Origin of the sequence: Paracoccus sp. SSK6 (assembly GCF_039770665.1) — a bacterium.
Classification (GTDB): Bacteria; Pseudomonadota; Alphaproteobacteria; order Rhodobacterales; family Rhodobacteraceae; genus Paracoccus.
Window position 1 is genome coordinate 29420 of sequence record NZ_JBDPNJ010000011.1, and the last position, 21716, is coordinate 51135.

16 protein-coding genes and 1 tRNA gene are annotated in these 21716 nt (G+C 66.5%); 5 read left to right on the top strand and 12 right to left on the bottom strand.

Features of this window, described 5'->3' with window-relative positions; translation table 11 throughout:
• Window positions 1–60: 60 nt before the first annotated feature.
• Window positions 61–600 carry a PIN domain-containing protein gene (locus AAIL68_RS09645; RefSeq protein WP_347139564.1) on the bottom strand — a complete coding sequence of 180 codons (540 nt, stop codon included), beginning with the start codon at window positions 598–600 and terminating at the stop codon, window positions 61–63.
• The gene (locus tag AAIL68_RS09650; protein WP_347139565.1) at window positions 600–1793 is read right to left on the bottom strand and encodes a class I SAM-dependent rRNA methyltransferase; all 1194 of its coding nucleotides are present in this window, start codon (window positions 1791–1793) and stop codon (window positions 600–602) included. Before AAIL68_RS09650 ends, AAIL68_RS09645 begins: the two co-directional genes overlap by 1 nt.
• Before the next feature lie 134 nt (window positions 1794–1927).
• Here AAIL68_RS09650 and edd point away from each other — a divergent pair, with 134 nt between their 5' ends.
• The 3 genes from edd (at window position 1928) to AAIL68_RS09665 (ending at window position 6653) form a co-directional block, all read left to right on the top strand.
• Window positions 1928–3730 (top strand): phosphogluconate dehydratase, encoded by a 1803-nt coding sequence (edd, locus tag AAIL68_RS09655; RefSeq protein WP_347139566.1) that lies wholly within the window; start codon window positions 1928–1930, stop codon window positions 3728–3730.
• Between the two features lie 48 nt (window positions 3731–3778).
• Window positions 3779–3868, top strand: a tRNA-Ser gene (locus AAIL68_RS09660).
• A 124-nt stretch (window positions 3869–3992) separates the two neighbouring features.
• A complete protein-coding gene (locus tag AAIL68_RS09665) occupies window positions 3993–6653 on the top strand; it encodes an ATP-binding protein (protein WP_347139567.1) in 2661 nt (886 codons plus the stop codon).
• Here the strand turns inward: AAIL68_RS09665 and uvrB are convergent.
• The 10 genes from uvrB to coaBC form a co-directional block, all read right to left on the bottom strand.
• Window positions 6650–8836: an excinuclease ABC subunit UvrB gene (gene uvrB, locus AAIL68_RS09670; protein WP_347139568.1), complete on the bottom strand. Its 2187-nt coding sequence runs from the start codon at window positions 8834–8836 to the stop codon at window positions 6650–6652. The two genes, AAIL68_RS09665 and uvrB, sit on opposite strands and share 4 nt — an antisense overlap.
• Window positions 8837–8989: 153 nt before the next feature.
• Window positions 8990–10204 carry an FAD-dependent oxidoreductase gene (locus tag AAIL68_RS09675; RefSeq protein ID WP_347139569.1) on the bottom strand — a complete coding sequence of 405 codons (1215 nt, stop codon included), beginning with the start codon at window positions 10202–10204 and terminating at the stop codon, window positions 8990–8992.
• 101 nt (window positions 10205–10305) lie between these two features.
• The gene (locus AAIL68_RS09680; protein ID WP_347139570.1) at window positions 10306–11517 is read right to left on the bottom strand and encodes a cysteine desulfurase; all 1212 of its coding nucleotides are present in this window, start codon (window positions 11515–11517) and stop codon (window positions 10306–10308) included.
• Window positions 11514–12107, bottom strand: a complete 594-nt coding sequence (locus tag AAIL68_RS09685) for a YIP1 family protein (RefSeq protein ID WP_347139571.1) — start codon at window positions 12105–12107, stop codon at window positions 11514–11516. The genes AAIL68_RS09680 and AAIL68_RS09685 overlap by 4 nt, the downstream gene beginning before the upstream one ends.
• Entirely contained in the window at window positions 12104–12565 is a 462-nt protein-coding gene (locus AAIL68_RS09690) for a hypothetical protein (RefSeq protein WP_347139572.1), read from the bottom strand. Before AAIL68_RS09690 ends, AAIL68_RS09685 begins: the two co-directional genes overlap by 4 nt.
• A gap of 29 nt (window positions 12566–12594) precedes the next feature.
• The gene (locus AAIL68_RS09695; RefSeq protein WP_347139573.1) at window positions 12595–13929 is read right to left on the bottom strand and encodes a SufD family Fe-S cluster assembly protein; all 1335 of its coding nucleotides are present in this window, start codon (window positions 13927–13929) and stop codon (window positions 12595–12597) included.
• The gene (sufC, locus tag AAIL68_RS09700; protein WP_347139574.1) at window positions 13929–14684 is read right to left on the bottom strand and encodes a Fe-S cluster assembly ATPase SufC; all 756 of its coding nucleotides are present in this window, start codon (window positions 14682–14684) and stop codon (window positions 13929–13931) included. The genes AAIL68_RS09695 and sufC overlap by 1 nt, the downstream gene beginning before the upstream one ends.
• 67 nt (window positions 14685–14751) lie before the next feature.
• Window positions 14752–16296 (bottom strand): Fe-S cluster assembly protein SufB, encoded by a 1545-nt coding sequence (sufB, locus tag AAIL68_RS09705; protein WP_347139575.1) that lies wholly within the window; start codon window positions 16294–16296, stop codon window positions 14752–14754.
• Window positions 16297–16326: 30 nt separating this feature from the next.
• Window positions 16327–17364: an aminotransferase class V-fold PLP-dependent enzyme gene (locus AAIL68_RS09710; protein WP_347139576.1), complete on the bottom strand. Its 1038-nt coding sequence runs from the start codon at window positions 17362–17364 to the stop codon at window positions 16327–16329.
• Window positions 17361–18593 (bottom strand): bifunctional phosphopantothenoylcysteine decarboxylase/phosphopantothenate--cysteine ligase CoaBC, encoded by a 1233-nt coding sequence (gene coaBC / locus AAIL68_RS09715; protein WP_347139577.1) that lies wholly within the window; start codon window positions 18591–18593, stop codon window positions 17361–17363. The genes AAIL68_RS09710 and coaBC overlap by 4 nt, the downstream gene beginning before the upstream one ends.
• Before the next feature lie 126 nt (window positions 18594–18719).
• On the opposite strand from coaBC, the gene AAIL68_RS09720 reads away from it, so the two are divergent.
• Both AAIL68_RS09720 and AAIL68_RS09725 read left to right on the top strand, forming a co-directional pair.
• Window positions 18720–20234 (top strand): YifB family Mg chelatase-like AAA ATPase, encoded by a 1515-nt coding sequence (locus AAIL68_RS09720; RefSeq protein WP_347139578.1) that lies wholly within the window; start codon window positions 18720–18722, stop codon window positions 20232–20234.
• A 76-nt stretch (window positions 20235–20310) separates the two neighbouring features.
• Window positions 20311–21708 (top strand): hypothetical protein, encoded by a 1398-nt coding sequence (locus AAIL68_RS09725; RefSeq protein ID WP_347139579.1) that lies wholly within the window; start codon window positions 20311–20313, stop codon window positions 21706–21708.
• The last annotated feature ends 8 nt before the right edge of the window (window positions 21709–21716 follow it).

Here is a 21716-nt window from a genome sequence, read left to right on the forward strand (position 1 = left end):
GCTGTCCTCCTTGCGGTTGGGGATCGCCATATCTCTTGTTAGCGTTAACAGCAACTCGGTTCAACCTCTCAGGGCTTTGGCCAGCCGAGGCAGGCGGCAGCGTTTGAGCATTTCGTCGGCAGTCATGGCGCCACCCATGGCAGCCGCCTTGTCGCGCGCCGCCTGGATGGCTGTCGTCACGGCTGACGGATGATCCGCCAGAAGATCCAGCAGGAAAGCGTCGGGGTGGATTGCCCGCAGGCCCAGGCTTGCCATCAGATGTTGCGGAAAGTCGCGCAGATTGGCGGTGACGATCAGCGAAGCGTCCCCTGCCAACGCGGCCTCGACCACGTGGCGATCAGCAGGGTCCGGGAAATGCAGGTCGATGGCGCGGGTGCCATTGTCGGGCATCTCCGCGCCGGAAAAACGGTCGCGCAGCAGCGCGATTTCGGCCCCCGCCACGGCGTCCTGATCGGGGCCAAGCCGGGCAGCCGCATGGCGCCATTCAGTCAGGATGCGCGGCGACCACAAGGGCACGAAAAGCCCGCCTGCAGCCAGATCTGTCAGAATCTCTCGCAGGATGGTCGGGAATAGGACGTTGGCGTCAAGAACGGCTCGCATCAGTCCAGCCGGAAGAACAGCGCCTTGAGATAGCCGGTTTCCGCCAGTTGCGGCAGCATCGGGTGATCCGGCCCCGCCTGCCCCGTATGGATCAGCACCCCGCGCCGCCCGCCGCGCCCGATGCCGCGCGCGCTGACATTGCGGAACGCCGTCAGGTCGGCGGCATGGGAACAGCTGCACAGCCCCAGATAGCCGCCGGGCGCAACCAGCGGCGCTGCCATCTTTGCCACCCGTTCATAAGCGCGCAACCCCGCCTCCAGCGCCGGTTTCGAGGGTGCGAAGGCCGGTGGATCGCAGACGACCACGTCGAAGCGGCGGCCTTCGGCGGCCAGTTGCTCCATGGCCTTGAAGGCGTCTGACTGGATCGTCTCCAGCCGGTCGGCGGCTTCCATCCGCCCTGCCCCGCCCTTGGCCAGTTCCAGCGCCGCCGCGCTGCCGTCCACGCAGGTGGCGCGGGTCGCGCCTGCCGCCAAACCCGCCAGCCCGAAGCCGCCGACATGACTGAAGACATCCAGCACCGTCGCGCCTTTCGCCAGACGCTGCGCAAAGGCATGGTTCGGGCGCTGGTCGAAGAACAGCCCGGTCTTCTGCCCGCCCATCAGGTCGGCCAGATAGGTCGCCCCATTCATCGGCACCGCGATCGGATCCGACGGAGCATCGCCGCGCAGAACCTCCATCCGCTCGTCCAGCCCTTCCAGCCCGCGCGCGCGGCCCTGCCCGTTCAGGATCACGGTGGACACGCCCGTGACCTGGACCAGGGCATCGGCCAGATCATCGGCCATCCGGTCGGCCCATGCGGCGTTCGGCTGGATCACCGCCGCGTCGCCGAAGCGGTCGATCACCAGCCCCGGCAGCCCGTCCGCCTCGGCATGGACCAGGCGATAGAAGGGCGCATCGTAAAGCCGTTCCCGCATCTGCAAGGCACGCGCCAGCTTGGCGCGCAGCCATTCCCCGTCGATCACCGCCTGCGGGTCGGCATCCATCACCCGCGCCACGATCTTCGAGTTGGGGTTGACTGTCACCAATCCCAGCGGCTTGCGCTCGGCATCCTCCAGCACAGCAAAGCTGCCTGCGGGCATGGCGCGGCTGCGGCGGTCCAGCACCGCCTCGTCGGCGAAGACCCAGGGAAAGCCGTGGCGGATCGCCTGGGGCTTGGATTTCGGGCGCAGGCGCAGCACGGGCAGATCGGTCATCGGGGTATCCTTTCGCGCCTGTGGATCTGGCACGCCGCCCCGCCCGGCACAAGACCGCAGCCCGCCACGTCACAAGCCATGTTGAACCGTTAACGCTAACAACGTATATTCCCTGCAAGCAGAAGGAGCCAGCCATGACCCTGCACGACAGCATCGACCGCGTCACCGACAGGATCCGCGCCCGGTCCCGCGTCACGCGCGACGCCTACCTGACCAAGATCGCCCGCGCGGCCGAAGACAGTCCCCGCCGCGCCCACCTGTCCTGCGGCAACCAGGCCCATGCCTATGCCGCCATGCCTGACAAGGACGACATGGCCCTGACGCGAAAGCCGAATATCGGCATCCTCACCGCCTATAACGACATGCTGTCCGCCCATCAGCCCTATGAGCGCTTTCCCGACCTGATCCGCCGCGCGGGCCATGCCGCAGGGGCCACGGTCCAAGTCGCGGGCGGCGTGCCCGCCATGTGCGACGGCGTGACCCAGGGCCGCGCCGGGATGGAGCTGTCGCTGTTCTCCCGCGACGTGATCGCGCTTGCGGCGGGCGTGGCGCTGTCCCACGATTGCTTCGACGCGGCGCTGTACCTGGGCGTCTGCGACAAGATCGTGCCGGGCCTCGTCATGGCCGCCGCGACCTTCGGCCATATCCCCGCCGTCTTCCTGCCCGCCGGACCCATGCCCTCGGGCCTGCCCAACGATGAAAAGTCCCGCGTCCGCCAGCAATTCGCCGCAGGCGAGGTCGGCCGGGACGCGCTGATGGCGGCCGAAATGGCCTCCTATCACGCGCCCGGCACCTGCACCTTCTACGGCACCGCCAACAGCAACCAGATGCTGATGGAGTTCATGGGCCTGCACCTGCCCGGCTCCAGCTTCGTCAACCCCAACACCCCCCTGCGCGACGCCCTGACAGTAGCGGGCGTTCAGCGTGCCGCCGCGATCACCCGGCTGGGCAACGACTACCTGCCCGCGGGCGAGGTTCTGGACGAAAAGGCCTTCGTGAACGGCATTGTCGGCCTGATGGCGACGGGCGGATCGACCAACCTTGTCATGCACATCCCCGCCATGGCCAAGGCCGCGGGCATCCTGATCGACATCGAGGATTTCCACGACATCTCGGAATCCGTGCCGCTGATGGCCCGCGTCTATCCCAACGGGTTGGCCGACGTAAACCATTTCCACGCGGCGGGCGGCATCGGCTACATGATTGGCCAGTTGCTGGAGGCCGGGTTGCTGCATCCTGACGTGAAAACGATCAACGGCACCGGTCTTGACGGCTACACCGCCGAACCCAAGCTGGACGGCGACCGCATCCGCTGGGAGGAAGGGTCGCGCGAGACCCTGAACGACAAGATCCTGCGCCCGGCCCACGAACCCTTCGCCAAGACCGGCGGGTTGAAGCAGTTGCAGGGTAACCTGGGACGCGGCGTCATCAAGGTCAGCGCCGTGGCCCCCGAGCGCCATGTCATCAAGGCCAAGGCCCGCGTCTTCAGCGACCAGGATCAGGTCAAGGACGCCTTCAAGGCGGGCGAGTTCATCGAGGATACGGTGGTCGTCGTCCGCTTCCAGGGCCCCCGCGCCAACGGGATGCCCGAGCTTCATTCGCTGACGCCGATCCTGGCGGTTCTGCAGGATCGCGGCCTGAAGGTCGCGCTGCTGACCGACGGCCGCATGTCGGGCGCGTCGGGCAAGGTGCCCTCTGCCATCCACATCTCGCCCGAGGCCTCGGTCGGCGGCCCCCTGGCACGCGTCCGCGATGGCGACGTGATCCGCCTGGATGCCGTCAGCGGCACCATCGACTGCCTCGCCCCCGGTTTCGACGCCCGGCCGGCCGCCGCCCATGACCCCGCCCCCAGCAGCGAAGGCATGGGCCGCGAGTTGTTCGCCGCCTTCCGCGCCGTCGCCGGTCCCGCCACCGAGGGCGCGGGCGTCGTCGTCTGACGGTTGGACCTTGGCAATCCCCTTGCCAGGGTTTAACCCCAGGCCCACGGAGCAGTGGCCGAGCGGTCTAAGGCAGCGGTCTTGAAAACCGCCGGGCCAGTGATGGTCCCGTGGGTTCGAATCCCACCTGCTCCGCCATTCGCCTCTCCCGGCCCATCCCGCCGCAACGTCCCTTTTTCAAGCTCTTGCGGCGCCGGTCGGCGCAAGCAAATATCGCGCGATCCAGCGGCAGCAACCACTTGGCCGCACGGACGATTCACGAATGACGCACGATCAGGAACTGCAGATGAATATCGAACGGCCCGCCGGAACCTGGCTGCCCTTGCCCGACAGCCACGTCGCCGGGGAAATCGCCTTGCGGGACTGGTCGGCAAGTCCGCTGGGGCCGCTTGACGCCTGGCCCCTGTCCCTGCGCGCCATCCTGTCGGCGATGCTGACCTGCCCGACGCCGATGTTCCTGGCCTGGGGACCGGACCTTATCTCGTTCTATAACGATGCCTATCGCCCGATTCTGGGATACCGCGAGGCCGACGCCCTTGGCAGGCCGTTCCGCGAGTTGTGGGCCAGCATCTGGGACGACATCTCTCCGCTGGTGGAATCCTGCCTTCGCGGGCAAAGCCAGAAGATGGTGGACATGCGGCTTGACCTGAGCCGTCAGGGCGTGCCCGAGGAAAGCTATTGGACCTTTACCTATTCCCCCGTCTATGACGACGAAGGGCGGGTCGCCGGGCTGCTTTGCGTCACCGGCGAAACCACGGCGCGGATCTTGGCGGAACGCGCGCGCGACAAGGCGGACGAACGCCTGGGCCTGGCCATGTCCTCGACCAACAGCGTCGGCATCTGGGACTGGGACGTGGTCGAGGATCGGGTCACCTCGGATACGCGCTTCGCGAGCCTTTACGGGGTGGATGCGCATGTCGCGACCGAAGGCGCGTCCATCGACCAGTTCTTCCAGGGCATCCATCCCGACGACCGCGCGCGGGTCCAGGCCGAAATCTCGCAGGCGATCCGGGCGGTCGGCAGCTTCGGTTCGGAATACCGGCTGCTGCGGTCGGACGGAACGGTCCGCTGGGTTTCCGCGCAGGGGCGCTGCATCGCGGGGCCGGACGGGCGATGCGTCCGGCTGCCCGGTGTCAGCTATGACATCACCCTGTTGAAGGAAGCCGAACTGCTGCTGCGCGCCGCCAAGGAGGAGCGCGAGTTCGTCCTGGATCTGATGGGCCGGCAGCGGATGCTGTCCGATCCGCGCGAAATCCTGCACGCCGCATCCGAGGCGCTTGGCAGGCGGCTGGGCGTCAACCGTGTCGGCTTCTATCGCCTGACGGGCACGCACAGCATCTGCCACGAAGCGTGCTGGACCGATGGCAAGCTTGATCCGCTGATCGGGATGCAGGCGACGGACCATTACGGCGCGCTTGCGGATCGGGAGCGCCGGGCGGGCCGCGCCCTGGTGTTCGGCGACAGCCGCTGCGACAACAATGGCGAACTTGTCCCCTATTCCGCCGAAGGGGTTCTGGCCGGGCTTTGCGTTCCGTTGCTGACAGCCGGGAAGTGGGCGGCGGGCATCTATCTGCACCAGGCCTCGGTCCGCCCGTGGACAGAACCGGAAATCACGCTGGCCAAGGAAATCGTGCAGCAGACCTGGCTGGCGATGGAGCGGGCCGAGGCCCTGCGCAGCTTGAACCGCCGGGTCGAGGAGCAGGAGGCCACCCTTGCCCAGCGCGAGATCGTCCTGCGCGAGGAGTTCGAGCGGCGCGAGGCGGCCGAACGCCAGTTGCGCCAGTTGCAGAAGATGGAGGCCGTGGGCCAGTTGACCGGCGGGATCGCGCATGATTTCAACAACATGCTTGCCGTGGTCATCAGCGGTCTGAACCTGACGCAGCGCCAGCTGGCGCGGGGCAACACCGATGTGGGCGCCTATATCGAAGGCGCGCTTGAAGGCGTCAATCGCGCCGCCGCGCTGACGCAGCGGTTGCTGTCCTTTTCGCGCCAGCAGCCCCTGGAGCCGGCCGTGGCCGATGCGAACGGGTTGCTGACGGGCCTGTCGGACATGCTGTCGCGTTCGCTGGGCGAAACGGTCGCGCTGGAAACACTGCTGCAACCGGATCTGTGGACCACCAAGGTCGATCGCAATCAGCTTGAAAACGCGATCATCAACCTGGCGGTGAATGCGCGCGACGCGATGCCGGATGGCGGGCGGGTACTCATCCAGACCACAAACGCCACGCTGGACGCCGGTCAGGCCCGCCCAACCGGCATGGAGGCAGGGGATTACGTCCGCATCCGCGTGCAGGACACGGGCAGCGGCATGACGCCCGAGGTGCTGTCCAAGGCCTTCGATCCCTTCTTCACCACAAAGCCGACCGGCCGGGGAACGGGCCTAGGCCTGAGCCAGGTCTATGGTTTCATCCGGCAGTCGGGCGGGCATGTCGCGATCGATTCACGGGTCGGCCAGGGCACGTCGATAGACCTGTACCTGCCGCGCTGCCTGGAAGGTCCGGCGCAGGCGCCGCGCGATCAGGCGTCCGACGTGCCGATGGGGCGGCCCGGCGACGTGGTCCTGGTGGTCGAGGATGAGGACCGCGTGCGCAGCTTCACCGTCGCCTCATTGCAGGAACTGGGATATACCGTGCTGGAGGCGGCATCGGGCGCGGCGGCCCTGGCGCTGCTGAAGGCGCGGGAAGATGTCGCCCTGCTGTTCACCGATGTGGTGATGCCGCAGATGACCGGCCCCCAACTGGTCGAACAGGCGCAGGCGATGCGCCCCGGCCTGCGCGTTCTTTACACCAGCGGTTATACCGGCAAATCGCTGGAAACCGATGGCAGGCTTCGGTCAAGCACCAACTTCCTGCCCAAGCCCTTCACCTTCGACCAGCTTGCGCGAAAGATCAGCGAAGCCTTGGTCCGGCAGGCGGCGGTCTAGCGCCGCCGCTTGGACCGCTTGTTGCCGCCCCGCTGCCCTGCCCTGCCCGCCGTGGACCGGCCGGATGCCTTGACGGCTTCCTCGGCCGCTTCCTCAATCACGGACTGACGCGCCAGGGGATCGTCGGCCACGGCCAGTTCGACCGCTTCCAGCCGCTTGACCTCGTCGCGGAGGCGGGCGGCTTCCTCGAACTCCAGGTTCTCGGCAGCCTTGCGCATCTGCGCGCGCAGCGCGTCCAGATGCGCCTGCAGGTTCGCGCCGACCATGGGGCGGTCCACCTTGGCGGTGACGCGCGACTGGTCGGTGTCGCCCTGCCACAGGCCCGCCAGCACGTCCTCGACATTCTTGCGGACGGTCTGGGGGGTGATGCCGTGCGCCTCGTTATAGGCCATCTGCTTCTGGCGGCGGCGTTCGGTCTCCGCCATGGCGCGTTCCATGCTGCCGGTGATGTGGTCGGCATACATGATGACGCGGCCATCGGCGTTCCGCGCTGCCCGGCCGATGGTCTGGATCAAACTGGTTTCCGACCGCAGGAACCCTTCCTTGTCGGCATCCAGGATCGCGACCAGCCCGCATTCGGGGATGTCCAGCCCCTCGCGCAGCAGGTTGATGCCCACCAGCACGTCGAAGGCGCCAAGCCGCAGGTCGCGCAGGATCTCGATCCGCTCGATGGTGTCGATGTCGCTGTGCATATAGCGGATGCGGATGCCCTGTTCGTGGAAATATTCGGTCAGATCCTCGGCCATGCGCTTGGTGAGCGTCGTGACCAGCGTGCGCAGGCCCGCCTTGCTGACCTTGCGGATTTCGTCCAGCAGGTCGTCCACCTGCATTTCCACTGGGCGGATCTCGATCTGCGGGTCAAGCAGGCCAGTCGGTCGGATGATCTGTTCGGTGAAGACGCCGCCGGTCTGGTCCATCTCCCACTGGGCAGGCGTGGCCGAGACGAAGACCGATTGCGGGCGCATCGCGTCCCATTCCTCGAACTTGAGCGGTCGGTTGTCCATGCAGCTTGGCAGGCGGAAGCCGTGTTCGGCCAGCGTGAACTTGCGCCGGAAGTCGCCGCGATACATGCCGCCGATCTGCGGCACGCTGACATGGGATTCGTCGGCAAAGACGATGGCGTTGTCCGGAATGAATTCGAACAGCGTGGGGGGCGGCTCGCCCGGCGCGCGGCCGGTGAGATAACGACTGTAGTTCTCGATCCCGTTGCAGACGCCGGTGGCCTCCAGCATCTCAAGGTCGAAATTCGTGCGCTGCTCCAGCCGTTGCGCTTCCAGCAGCTTGCCTTCATCGACAAGCTGTTTCAGCCGGGTCTGCAATTCCGCCTTGATGCCCTTGATCGCCTGCTGCAGCGTCGGGCGCGGCGTCACATAGTGGCTGTTGGCATAGATGCGGATCTGGCGGAAATTGTCCGTCTTTTGTCCCGTCAGGGGGTCGAATTCGGTGATCGCCTCAAGCTCGTTTCCGAAGAAGTCGAAGCGCCAGGCGCGGTCCTCAAGGTGCGCGGGCCAGACCTCGACCACGTCGCCGCGCACACGGAAGCCGCCGCGCTGGAAGGCCGCGTCCAGTCGTTTGTATTGCTGCGCGACAAGCTGGCTCAGGAACTCCCGCTGGTCATAGCTGTCGCCCACGACCATGTCCTGCGTCATCGCCGAATAGGTCTCGACCGAGCCGATGCCGTAGATGCAGGACACCGAGGCCACGATGATGACATCGTCGCGCTCCAGCAGCGCGCGCGTCGCCGAGTGGCGCATCCGGTCGATGGCCTCGTTGATCTGCGATTCCTTCTCGATATAGGTGTCCGACCGGGGGACATAGGCTTCGGGCTGGTAATAGTCGTAGTAGCTGACGAAATATTCGACCGCGTTGTCGGGAAAGAAGCCCTTGAATTCGCCGTAAAGCTGGGCAGCCAGCGTCTTGTTGGGCGCCAGGATGATCGCCGGGCGCTGCGTCGCCTCGATCACCTTGGCCATGGTGAAGGTCTTGCCCGTGCCCGTCGCGCCCAGCAGCACCTGATCGCGTTCGCCCGCCTGCACGCCCTGGGTCAGTTCGACAATGGCCGTCGGCTGGTCGCCTGCAGGCTGGAATTCGCTTTTCATGACGAAGCGCCGCCCGCCCTCCAGCTTGGGGCGGGTGACTTCGATCGGGCGCGCGACCGGCGCGTTGGTGTTGTTGTGACCCATGGGCGACCTTTGTGCGGCAGAGCCTTAAGGTGTGTTCCCCGGCGCGAAAGTCAACCGGGACTGCTGACGGTTTGCGGCAGCAGGGGGCGCTTGCGCCCCCTCTTGGCCTGCGGCCAATTCACCCCCTGAGGATATTTCGCACAGAAGATAGGGCTAGCGTTTGAACCGCGTCGGCTGCAATTCCGCCCAACTCTGGCCGCCGTCCAGTTCCTCGGCCAGGATTTCCGCGGTGACCGGGCCAAGGGTAAAGCCTTGGTGGCCATGGCCGAAATGGGCCCAGAGGTTCGGCTGGTCGGGCACGCGGCCGATCACCGGCAGCATGTCGGGGATGCAGGGACGGCGGCCGGTCCAGGGTTCGGCCTCGACCGGGCTGCCGATGTCGAACAGTTCCCGCGCGGCCTTTTCGCCGTGCTTCAGTTGCGGCGGCGTCAGGCGCGGGTGGCTGGTCAGTTCGGCGGCGGTGGCGATCCGCAAGCCGCGCCGCATCGGCGACAGCACGACCGAATTGCCGAAATCCGCAATCGGGTGGTTCGGCGGTGTCTCCATGCGGTAATGGCGGTGATAGCCGCGCTTGAAGACCATCGGCACGGTCAGGCCGAAACGCTGCAGCAGCATGGGCGACCAGGGGCCAAGTGCCACCACGGCATGTTCCCCTTCGGCCTCGCCAGCCTGCCAGCCCTTGCCCGCGCGGCGCAGGTCGCCCGCGTCGCCGTTGACGATCCGCCCGCCGCGCCTTTCGAACAGGCTCGCATAGGCTGCCACCAACCCGCCGGGATCCGAGCAGGTCCAGGCATCGGCCCAATGGGTCGCGCCCTCGACCTCGATCTTGATCGCCGGCTCTAGGGCGCGCAGGGCCTTGCCGTCCATCAGCTTGGCCTCGACCCCGAATTCATCCATGAACCGCTTGGCGGTGACGCGGGCCTTTTCCATCCGCGCCGGCGTGCGATGCACCTCGATATAGCCGTCGCGGCGGATGATGTTATCGGCGCCCGCAGCCTCGACCAGGGGCGTGTGGCGTTCGGTCGATTGGCGGATCAGCTTGCCCCAGACCAGCGTGGCCCGGCGATGACCCGCGGGAAGCGAGTTGATGGCATAGGTCCAGACCGCGTTCAGTTGCGACAAGAGGCCCGGCAGGTTCCATTTCACGTCATAGCCGCGCCCCATGGCGATCTGGATCAGCGCGCCGGGCGCCAGCGGCATGGCATAGGGCTCGACCGCCTCGGTCTGGATCAGGCCGGCATTGCCATAGCTGGTTTCGCGCCCCGGCACACCGCGTTCGACAATCGTCACCTGATGCCCGCGCGCCTGCAGCGCCAGGGCGGTCGTGACGCCCACCATGCCCGCACCCAGAACCAGAATTTCCGCCATGATCCTTCCCCTGGCCAAGTTTCGGTCAGGGATGCAGACATTCCAGAAACCGGCAAGGATTATCGGACGATCTTCGGCGACCCCTCAAAACTTTGCAAGATTCAGGCGAAAAGCTCGCGGCAGAAGCTCAATCCTTCGACCAAAGCGTCCACTTCCTGCGTGGTGTTATACATCGCGAATGACGCCCGCGCGCTGGCGGTGATTCCGAAGAATTCCATCAGCGGCATGGCGCAATGGCTGCCCGCGCGCACCGCAATGCCGCGCTTGTCCAGGATCGTGGACAGGTCATGGGCATGGGCGCCCTGCATGGTCATGGAGAAGATCGCGCCCTTGCCCGGCGCGTCGCCCTGGACCTGCAGCCAGTTGAGGCTGCGCAGCCGGTCGCGGGCATAATCACGCAAAGACCGTTCATGGGCGGCGATGTTCTCCATCCCCAGGTCCATCAGGTATTCCAGGGCCGCGCCCAGGCCGATCTGGTTGACGATGCCGGGCGTGCCCGCCTCGAACCGCAGGGGCGGGTCGGCATAGTCGATGGCTTCTCGCGTGACCGTGCGGATCATGTCGCCGCCGCCCATGAAGGGCCGCATCTCGGCCTGACGTTCGCGGCGGATCCACATCGCGCCCGACCCCGAGGGGCCGTAAAGCTTGTGCCCGGTGATGCAGTAGAAATCGACGCCAAGCGCCGCCAGATTGACCGGCATATGCACCGCCGCCTGCGATCCGTCCGCCAGCACCGGCACATCGGTGCCCCGCGCGATGGCGCCCACATCGACGATGGTGCCCGTCACGTTCGACATATGCGTGACGGCGATCAGCTTCGTGCGCGGCGTGACCGCCGCCAGCACCTTTTCCGGTGGCAGGCTGCCATCGGCTTCCGGCTCGACCCATTTCAGCACGACGCCTTGCCGTTCGCGCAGGAAATGCCAGGGCACGATATTGGCGTGGTGTTCCAGCACCGACAGGACGATCTCATCCCCCGCCTGCAGGCGCGGCGCGGCCCAGCCATAGCTGACAAGGTTGATGCCTTCGGTGGATCCGCTGGTGAAGATCACCTCGTCTTCATGCGGGGCCTTCAGGAAGCGGGCGATGATCGCGCGGACGCGTTCATAGTTTTCCGTCGCCAGGTTCGACAGGAAGTGCAGGCCCCTGTGGACATTGGCGTATTCGCCTTCATAGGCGCGGGTGATCGCGTCGATCACCTGGCGCGGCTTTTGCGCGCTGGCGCCGCTGTCCAGATAGACCAGCGGGCGGTTGTTCACCTGACGCGACAGGATCGGGAAATCGGCACGGACGGCATCGACATCAAAGCTCATTGCGGCATCTCCGGCATGATCCCAAGGGCGGCGGCCAGAAGGGACAGCACGAAACCGGCGGCAATGGCGGTTCCGATCAGCCCCAGCGTGACCTTCAACAGGCTTTGGAAGCCGTGCAGCGCCTTGGTGAAATGCACGGTCAGCCACAGGAACAGAGCCGTCGCGGCAACGCCCAGCAGCCCGGCCACGACAGGAAGAACCAGCGACAGCACAAGCTGGACGGCCTGGACCAGCAACAGCAGAACCTCGATCCAGACGGTCAGCAGCAGCGCGTCCTCGAACCGACCGGTGCCGCCGAACATCCGGCCGACGCCTGACATCAGGCCCGCCGCCAGCACGATGGCGCCGATCTGCATCACCGCAAAGACCATGGGTTGCTGGCTCAGCATGACGACCTGGACGCCATCCTCGGCCGGGGCGGCGAAGATCGCCGCGGCAAGCGACGCCAGCAGGGCCGAGATCGACACGGCGGCCAGCAGCGCCATCCAGCGCGCCTGCAGCGGCCAGTTCTGCCCGATCAGCAGGCGCGCCGTGCCCTGCGGATCGCGGAACGACAGGCCGACCAGGGTCTTGAAGTCGTCGAAACTCATCTTCGCCTCGCCAGTGCCGACATGCCGGCGCCCCAGATCATCAGAAAGCCAATGCCGCAGACCGCCTGCGCCAGCGTCAGCGCGGGCCCCGGTCCCACCAGCCCGGAAACCAGCCCGGCCAGCAGCATCGCGGGCGCGACTGCCAGCAGCGCCCAGAACAGCGCCAGCCTCGAATCCTCCTGCGTCAGGTGCCAGGGCGTCAGGCGGGACAGGATCGTCATCAGCGATGCCAGGGCATAGGCCAGGATCGGCATCATGAACATCACCGCCACCAATGCGCCCCCCATCCGCGCCTGGAACGGAACCGAAGGGTCAAGCTGCGCCAGACGTGCATTGGCGGGGCCCTGCGCGATCAGGAAGATCAGCATCGCGGCCATCAGCACCACAAGCTTGACCCGTTCCGGCATGGCGGAAAGGCCCCGCACCACCCGGCGCGGGGCCCACCAGCTTTGCAGCATCCGGGGAAGAATCCCCCCCGGCGCGCGTCTTACTGAACCGCGTTCAGGGTCAGCCACAGGTCAAGCCGTTCGTAGATGCGGTCACGCAGCGCCTCGTCCTCGACCTCGGCCAAGGCGTCCGCCAGGAAGGACAAGACCAGGAACACGATGGCCCGTTCGCGCGGCACCCCGCGAGAGCGGAGATAGAACAACGCTTCCTCGTCGATCGCGCCGGTGGTCGAGCCGTGAGAGCATTTCACGTCGTCGGCATAGATCTCCAACTCGGGCTTGGCCAGGAATTGGCTGCGTTCGTCCAGCAGCAGCGCCTGACTGATCTGATAGCCGTCGGTCTTCTGCGCGCCGGGTTTGACCAGGATCTTGCCTTGGAACACGCCCTCGGCCCCGTTCTTCAGCACCTTCTTGAAGACCTGGCGACTTTCGCAGCGCTCGGCTCCGTGGGTGATGAACACCGTGTCGTCCTGGTGGAAGGGCGCCTTGCCGCCATCGCCCAGAACGGCGGCGGCGATATGGGCCACGGCGTCGTCGCCCGCGATGTCGATCACGGCTTCGTTGCGCATCATCGTGCCGTTCACCGACAGGGTGAAGGACTTGAACTGCGCCTTGGCCGCGACACGGGCGAAGATATGGCCGATGCCGACCTTGGGATCCACCGCGCGCTTCGAGCCGACATGGTGGAACCGCGCTCCGGGGGCCAGATCGACCTCGATCACGCTGTTCGACCGCGCGCCCGACATGCCGGTTTCCAGCAACGTCAGTTCGGCGCCTTCCTCGATGCGGATGACATGGTGCCAGATCGCGTCCGCGCTGTCCGAGGCGCGGCGATGCACCACATGCACCGGCTTGGTGGGCGTCGCCGTCACGCGGATCAGCAGCCCGTCGCGCGCGGCGGCGGTGTTCAGCGCCGCAAAGGGACGCTTGACCGGCTTCTGGCCCGCCGCTTCCAGCGTGCCATACAGATCCGCCGCCCAGCTTGCGCCTGCATCGGCCTGGGCCAGGGTCGCGATCTCGATCCCCTCCAGCGCCAGGTCGTCGGACGCCGCCTCGTCGAAGACGCCATCGACAAAGACAAGCGTCAGCTTGTCCAGCCCGTCGAACAGCGGCGTTTCCTGCGCATCCGGCACCGCCAGCACGGCAGGTTCCGGCGCGTTGAAGCCGCGCGGGTCGGTATAGCGCCAGTATTCGTCGCGCGGACCGGGCAGGCCCATGTCCTGCAACCGCGCCAGGGCGTCCTGACGCGCCGGTGCCGTAAACCCGCCCTGCGGCAGGCTCAGGCCCGCCAATCGCGCATCAAGCGCGTTGGCGGGCTTGGACGCACCCTCGACCGTGGGGGTCTGGTCCTTTGCCTTGATTGCCAGGTCCGCCATTAGCCGGCCTCCGCTAGCAGGTCGCCATAGCCTTCTTCCTCGACCTGCAGGGCCAGTTCCGGGCCGCCGCTTTTCACGATGCGGCCGTCCGCCATGATATGGACCACGTCCGGCTGGATATGGTTCAGCAGCCGCTGATAGTGCGTGATGACCAGGAAGCTGCGGTCGGGCGAACGCAGCGCGTTCACGCCATCCGACACCAGCCGCATCGCATCGACATCAAGGCCCGAATCCGTTTCGTCCATGATGCACATGCGCGGTTCCAGCATGGCCATCTGCAGGATCTCGTTGCGCTTCTTCTCGCCGCCCGAGAAGCCCACGTTGACCGGGCGCTTCAGCATCTCGGGGCTGATCTGCAGTTCCGCCGCCTTGGCGCGCACGACCTTCAGGAAATCGCCCGAGGAGAGCTCCTCCTCGCCCCGCGCTTTCCGCTGCGCGTTCACGGCGGTGCGCAGGAAGGTCATGTTGCCGACGCCGGGGATTTCGACCGGATACTGGAAGGCCAGGAACAGGCCTGCGGCCGCGCGCTCCTCGGGCTCCATGTCCAGCAGGCTTTCGCCGTCCAGCGTGGCCGTGCCTTCGGTCACCTCATAGCCGTCGCGGCCCGACAGGACATAGGACAGCGTCGATTTGCCCGACCCGTTCGGCCCCATGATGGCATGGACCTGACCGGCGGGGATCTCCAGCGACAGACCCTTCAGGATCTGCTTGTCCTCTTCCTCAAGCTTGATGTGCAAGTTGTCGATTTTCAGCATCTTTTCCTCATCAGATGGTGGCGGCGGTGCCGAAGCCACGGCACCATCATCAAATCCGTTCGCGGCCTTAGCCGACCGAACCTTCCAGCGAAATGGCGACCAGTGCCTGCGCCTCCATGGCGAATTCCATTGGCAGGGCCTGCAGGACTTCGCGGCAGAAGCCGTTGACGACAAGGGCCACGGCCTCCTCCTCGTCCATGCCGCGCGAACGGCAATAGAACAGCTGGTCGTCATCGACCTTGGAGGTCGTCGCCTCGTGCTCCACGCGGCTGCTGGTATTCTTGACCTCGATGTAGGGCACGGTATGCGCCCCGCACTTGTCGCCGATCAGCAGGCTGTCGCACTGGGTATAGTTGCGGCTGTTGGTGGCGCGCGGGTGCATCGTCACCAGCCCGCGATAGGTGTTCTGCGCTTGGCCCGCCGAAATCCCCTTGGACACGATGCGCGACCGGGTGTTGCGGCCCAGATGGATCATCTTGGTGCCCGTATCGGCCTGCTGCCAGTTGTTGGCGATGGCGATCGAATAGAACTCGCCCTGCGATTCATCGCCGCGCAGGATGCAGGACGGATATTTCCAGGTGATCGCGCTGCCGGTCTCGACCTGCGTCCACATCACCTTGGCGCGGGCCTCGCGGCAGTCGGCGCGTTTGGTGACGAAGTTGTAGATGCCGCCGCGGCCTTCCTCGTCGCCGGGAAACCAGTTCTGGACGGTCGAGTATTTCACCTCGGCATCCTCCAGCACGACGATCTCCACGACCGCCGCGTGAAGCTGGTTGGTGTCGCGCTTGGGCGCGGTGCAGCCTTCCAGATAGCTGACATAGCTTCCCTTGTCGGCGATGATCAGCGTGCGTTCGAACTGGCCGGTGTTTTCCGCGTTGATGCGGAAATAGGTGGACAGTTCCATCGGGCATTTCACGCCCTTGGGGACATAGACGAAGGATCCATCCGAAAACACCGCGCTGTTCAGCGTGGCGAAATAGTTGTCGGACTGCGGCACGACCGATCCGAGGTATTTCTTCACCAGTTCGGGATGCTCGCGGATCGCCTCGCTGATGGAACAGAAGATCACCCCTGCCTTGGCGAGTTCATCCTTGAAGGTCGTCCCGACCGAGACCGAGTCGAACACCGCATCGACGGCCACGCGGCGGCCTTCGGTCGCGGCGATCGCCATGTCCACGCCAGGCGAGGGCGAAGCCCCTTCGACCCCGGCAAGGATCATCTGTTCCTTCAGCGGGATGCCCAGCTTTTCATAGGTCGCCAGCAGCTTCGGATCGACCTCGTCCAGGGACTTCGGCTTCACTTCCATGCTTTTCGGGCGGGCATAGTAATACTGGTCCTGATAGTCGATCTCAGGATAGTTCAGCATGGCCCATTTCGGCTCGGTCATGGTGACCCAGCGGCGATAGGCTTCCAGCCGCCATTCCAGCATCCATTCCGGCTCTTCGTTCTTGGTCGAGATCAGGCGGACAATGTCTTCGTTCAGCCCCTTGGGGGCATAGTCCATCTCGATCTCGGTTTCCCAGCCGTATTTGTAGCTGCCAATGCTTTGCACGGCCTCGACCGTTTCCCGGTCGACGCCCTCGCGCACTTCAAGATCGATGGTTTCAGTCATCCCTTGTCCTTCCCAAGGCTGGGGCTTGGCCTAGCCGTTGCGTTCGCGCCAGCGTCCATACGCGCTTTCCCACGCATCCGCAAATCGGTTCACCTGATCGTCGCCCAAAGCCGGGCTTATCGAGATCCGAATTGCCGATTGCGCGGCCTTATCGTCAAAACCCATGGCCTGCAAAACTCCGCTGGCCCGGACCTTGCCCGATGAACAGGCCGACCCCGCCGAAATGGCAAAGCCCGCCAGATCCATCTGCATGACCTGGGTTTCACCTTTCCATCCCGATGTAAGAAGGCAAGTCGTGTTCGGCAAGCGCTTCGCGCCCTTTCCGGCGACGATTGTGCCAGGAAGGGACAGCAGGCGTTCCTCCAACGCGTCGCGCCGCGCGGCGACCTGATCCCACAGCCCCGCCTCCAGGTCTTTCTGCGCTGCGGTGGCGGCGGCGGCGAATCCCAGGATGCCCAGAAAGTTCTCGGTCCCGCCCCGGCGGCCCTGTTCCTGGCCGCCGCCCCGGATCATCGCCTCGACATCGGTGCCGCGCTTCACCACCAGGGCGCCGATCCCCTTGGGGCCGCCCAGCTTGTGCGCGCTGACGAAGCCCGCCGTGATGCCCAGCCAGTTGAAGGCGAAGGGAATCTTGCCGAAAGCTTGCGTCAGGTCACTGGACCCCAGGCCCTGCGGCAAGTCCTGGATCACCCCGGTTTCATTGTTCGCCAGTTGCAGGCTGGCCTTCGCGGGATCTGGCACCGCAACGATGCCATCACCGTCCACCGCCAGATCCTGTTCGCACCAGACCTTGATCGCGCTGTGTTCAACCGGCGCGCAGTGGATCCCCCTGCCCGCCAGCACCATCGCCGCGGCCTCGGTCGTGCCGGATGTGAAGATCACATCCGCCCCTTCCGCCCCAAGCGCCGCCGCCACCTGTTCGCGCGCGCGCTCCATCGCCATCTTGGCCGCGCGTCCTTCGGTATGGACGGATGACGGGTTGCCCACGATCTCCATCCCTTCGCGCAGCGCGGCCTTCACCTCGTCGCGCAGGGGGGTGGTGGCGTTCCAGTCGAGATAGGTTCTCATGCCAGCGCACCCGCGATCTTCTGCGCCAGCCTGCGGGCCACGGCGTCCTTGCCCATGCGCGGCCATTCCTCGGCGCCTTCGTCGGTGATGACGGTGACGGCGTTTTCCGTGCCGCCCATGATGCCGGTGCCTTCGCTGACATCGTTGGCGACGATCCAGTCGCAGCCCTTGCGCAGCCGCTTGTCGGTGGCATGGGCGACCACGTCATTGGTTTCCGCCGCAAAGCCCACCACCAGCCGGGGACGGCGCGCGCCCGCCTGGCTGATCCAGGCAAGGATGTCGGGGTTTTCGGTCATCTCCAGCGACGGGGGCTTGCCCGATCCGTCCTTCTTCATCTTCTTTGCCGAGGAATTCCTGATCCGCCAGTCGGCCACCGCCGCAGCCATCACCGCGGCATCCGCAGGCAGCGCAGCCTCGACCGCGTCGCGCATCTGCCGGGCGGTCTGGACGCGGATCACCTCGACGCCCTCGGGCGGCGGGACATCCGCCGGGCCCGTGACAAAGCTGACCCGCGCGCCCAGGTCGCGCAAGGCCGCCGCAATCGCCGTCCCCTGCGCGCCCGAGGATCGGTTGGCGATATAGCGAACCGGGTCGATGGGTTCGTGCGTCGGCCCCGAGGTCACGATCACATGCCGCCCCGACAGCGCGCCCGTGCGGACCTGCGCCTCGGGCAGCAGCTTCAGGGGTTGCGGAACCAGTTCCTCGCGGATGGCCTCCAGGATCGCCTCGGGTTCCGACATGCGCCCCGTGCCGTATTCGCCGCAGGCCATGTCGCCATCCTCGGGGCCGACGAACAGGATGCCATCGTCGCGCAGAACCCGCAGGTTCCGCTGCGTCGCCGGGTGGTGCCACATCCGCACGTTCATCGCCGGTGCCACCAGCACGCGCTTGTCCGTCGCCAGCAGCAGCGTGGATGCCAGGTCATCGGCCAGTCCATGCGCCATCTTCGCCAGCAAGTCGGCGGTGGCGGGCACCACCACCACCAGGTCGGCGTTGCGCGACAGCTGGATATGGCCGATCTCGGCCTCGGACGCGATGTTCCACAGGCTGTCATGCGCAGCCTCGTTCGCCAGCACGGACAGGGTCATGGCCGTGGTGAACTGCGCGCCAGCCTGTGTCAGGACGGGCGTGACGGCTGCCCCCTCGGCCCGGATCAGGCGGATCAGGTGGGGCACCTTGAAACCCGCGATGCCGCCGCCCACGATCAACAGGATCCGCTTGCCCTTCATCTTGCCCCCTTGGCGATACGCATCAGACACATAGCCCCGCCGCCCCTTCGTCGCAAGCAAGGGCCGCCCGTTAACCTTTCCTTAAACCGGCCCCGTTAACCATTCCCGGAACGCAAAGGGGAAGCCATGGTCGCAATCGCCTATTCCGTCGCCTTCGAGGGGATCGAGGCGCGGCTGGTGGAGGTTCAGTGTTCGGTCGCGGCGGGCCTGCCGGGCTTTGCCATCGTAGGCCTGCCCGACAAGGCCGTCAGCGAGGCGCGTGAACGCGTCAAGGCCACCTTCGGCTCGCTTGCCATCGCCATGCCGAACCGGCGGCTGACGGTGAACCTGTCGCCCGCCGACATGCCCAAGGAAGGGTCGCATTTCGACCTGCCGATTGCCTTGGCGATCCTTGCCGCGCTCGAAATCATCCCGGCCGAGGAACTGTCGCGCTGCGTGGCGCTTGGGGAACTTGCGCTGGATGGCAGGCTGGTCGCGGTGACGGGCGCCCTGCCCGCCGCCATGGCCGCGGCCGAGGATGACCGCGCGCTCATCTGCCCCCGCGCCTGCGGGCCGGAAGCCGCCTGGGTCGATGCCGTCCCCGTCCTGGCCGCCGTCACGCTGCGCGAGGTTATCGACCACCTGACCGACCGCGCCCCCATCGCCCGTGCGGCACCCGGCATGATCGGCGACGCTCCCTTCGGCGGCTGCCTGTCCGAGGTGAAGGGCCAGGAACGCGCCAAGCGTGCCCTGGAGATCGCGGCGGCAGGGAGACATCATCTGCTGATGGTCGGCCCTCCCGGCGCAGGCAAGTCGATGCTGGCCGCCCGCCTGCCCGGCCTGATGCCGCCCCTGGTGGCAGCCGAGGCGCTGGAAACATCCATGATCCATTCGCTGGCGGGCACCTTGGACGACGGCGGCATTTCCCGCCGCGCGCCGTTCCGCGAGCCGCACCACACGGCATCCATGGCCGCCATCGTCGGCGGCGGGCGCGGCGCCAAGCCGGGCGAGATCAGCCTTGCCCATAACGGCGTCCTGTTCATGGACGAATTCCCCGAATTTTCCCGGCAGATGCTGGAAACCCTGCGCCAGCCCATTGAGACGGGCGAGGTCGTGGTCGCCCGCGCCAACGCCCATATCCGCTATCCCTGCCGCTTCCTGCTGATCGCGGCGGCAAACCCTTGCCGTTGCGGCTATCTGGCCGATGCCGCCCGCGCCTGTCCGCGCGCGCCCACCTGCGGGCCGGACTACATGGGCAAGATCTCGGGCCCGCTGATGGATCGCTTCGATCTGCGGCTTGAAGTTCCGGCGGTCAGCTTCATGGACCTGGAACTGCCCTCGGGCGGGGAAACCTCGGCCCAGGTCGCGGTGCGTGTCGCAGCAGCGCGGGACGTGCAGGCGGCACGGTTCCGCAATCATCCGCATGTGCGCGTGAATGCCGAAGCCTCGGGCGGGCTGCTGGACCAGATCGCCGCGCCCGACGAGGAAGGCCGGGCGCTGATCCTCAAGGCATCGGAACGGCTGGGCCTGACCGCGCGCGGCTATCACCGCATCCTGCGCACGGCGCGCACCATCGCCGATCTGGCCGGCTCTGCCGCCGTCCGCGCCCCGCATCTGGCCGAGGCGATCAGCTATCGCCTGCCCTTCGTAGCAGGCGGTTGATCGGGGGCGGCTGACGAATTGCGCATCCTGCAAGCCGTCGCTAAGGCAGGCTGACCGGCCAAAGGCAGAAATCTCCATGCCCCCACTCAGCGCCCAGATCGGCGGCATCCTGACCGCCTGCGCCTTGCTGGCGACGGTTCCGCATCAATACGGGGCGGGTCAAGCCTTCGCCATCATCGCGGCCATGCTGCTGGTCGGGGCCGTGACGCTGTTTTCGCTGACCGCGCGCCTATCTCGGCTGGCTTTCGTCGTGGTCGGGCTTCTTCTTGTCGCCTGGGCGGCTGTCACGCGGACCGACTGGGCGGAAGCCACCCTGACCGCCACGACGCGCGGCGGCTTTGTCATCGCCCTGTTCACCGCCCTGTCCGCCCTGCGCAGCGCGGCCATCGGATCGCAGGCGATCCTGGATTGCGGGCGCTTCCTGGCCCGTCAGCCGCCCGGCCGCCGCTATCTGGCGCTGACGGTCGGCGGGCACCTGTTCGGGCTGATCCTGCTTTACGGCTCGATCTCGCTGCTGGGATCCCTGGCGGCCGAAAGCACCGCGCGGGAAGCGGACGGCGACCTGCGCCGCCACCGACTGCGCCGGATGCTGGTGGCGATTCAGCGAGGCTTTGCCTCGACGCTCTGCTGGTCGCCGATGGGGCTGTCGATTGCCGTGGCGATGACGGTTGTCCAAGGCGCATCCTGGCCGAAAGCCGTTCCCTTCTGCCTGGTCAGTTCCGCCCTGATGATCGGCATCGGCTGGCTGCTGGACACGATCTTCAAGCCGCAACTCAGCGCCCCGCCTCCGCCGCGGGCGGTGGAAACCGACAGTTGGCTGCTGCGCCTGCGCCCGCTGCTGGCGCTGCTGGGCATCGTCGTGGGCAGCACCCTTGCGCTGCATGTCGCGACCGGCGTTGCCGTGACGGGCGCCGTGATGACGGTGGTGCCGCTGATCGCCATGACCTGGATCCTGATCCTGCCACCGGCACCGGGCGGACGCGGAGCGACGCTCGCCTCCCGCGTCGGCCAGTTCGCCACGCGGGAACTGGCGGGCTATAGCGGAGAGATCATCCTGCTGTTCATGGCGGGCTTCATCGGCAGCCTGGGGTCATTCCTGCTGGTGCCGGTCATGCAGGCGCATGGCCCGGACCTGTCGGCGGTCCCGTCGCTGCTGATCCTGGCGGCCCTGGTCTGGATCATTCCGCTGACCGGCCAGATCGGCATGAACCCCATCTTGGCCGTGTCGCTGCTGGTGCCGCTGCTGCCGACGCCTGCCGCGCTTGGCATCCATCCCACGGCCCTGGTCACAGCCATCACCGGGGGATGGGCGCTCAGCGGCAATACCTCTCCCTTCACCGCATCCGTCCTGCTGGTCGGCAGGCTGGGCGGAGTGGATGCGCGCCATGCCGGGATGCGGTGGAACGGGCTTTATGCGCTGGTCACCGGCGCGGCGCTGACCCTGTGGGTGCTGATCGCCGCGACCCTTCTGTAGGGCCGCGG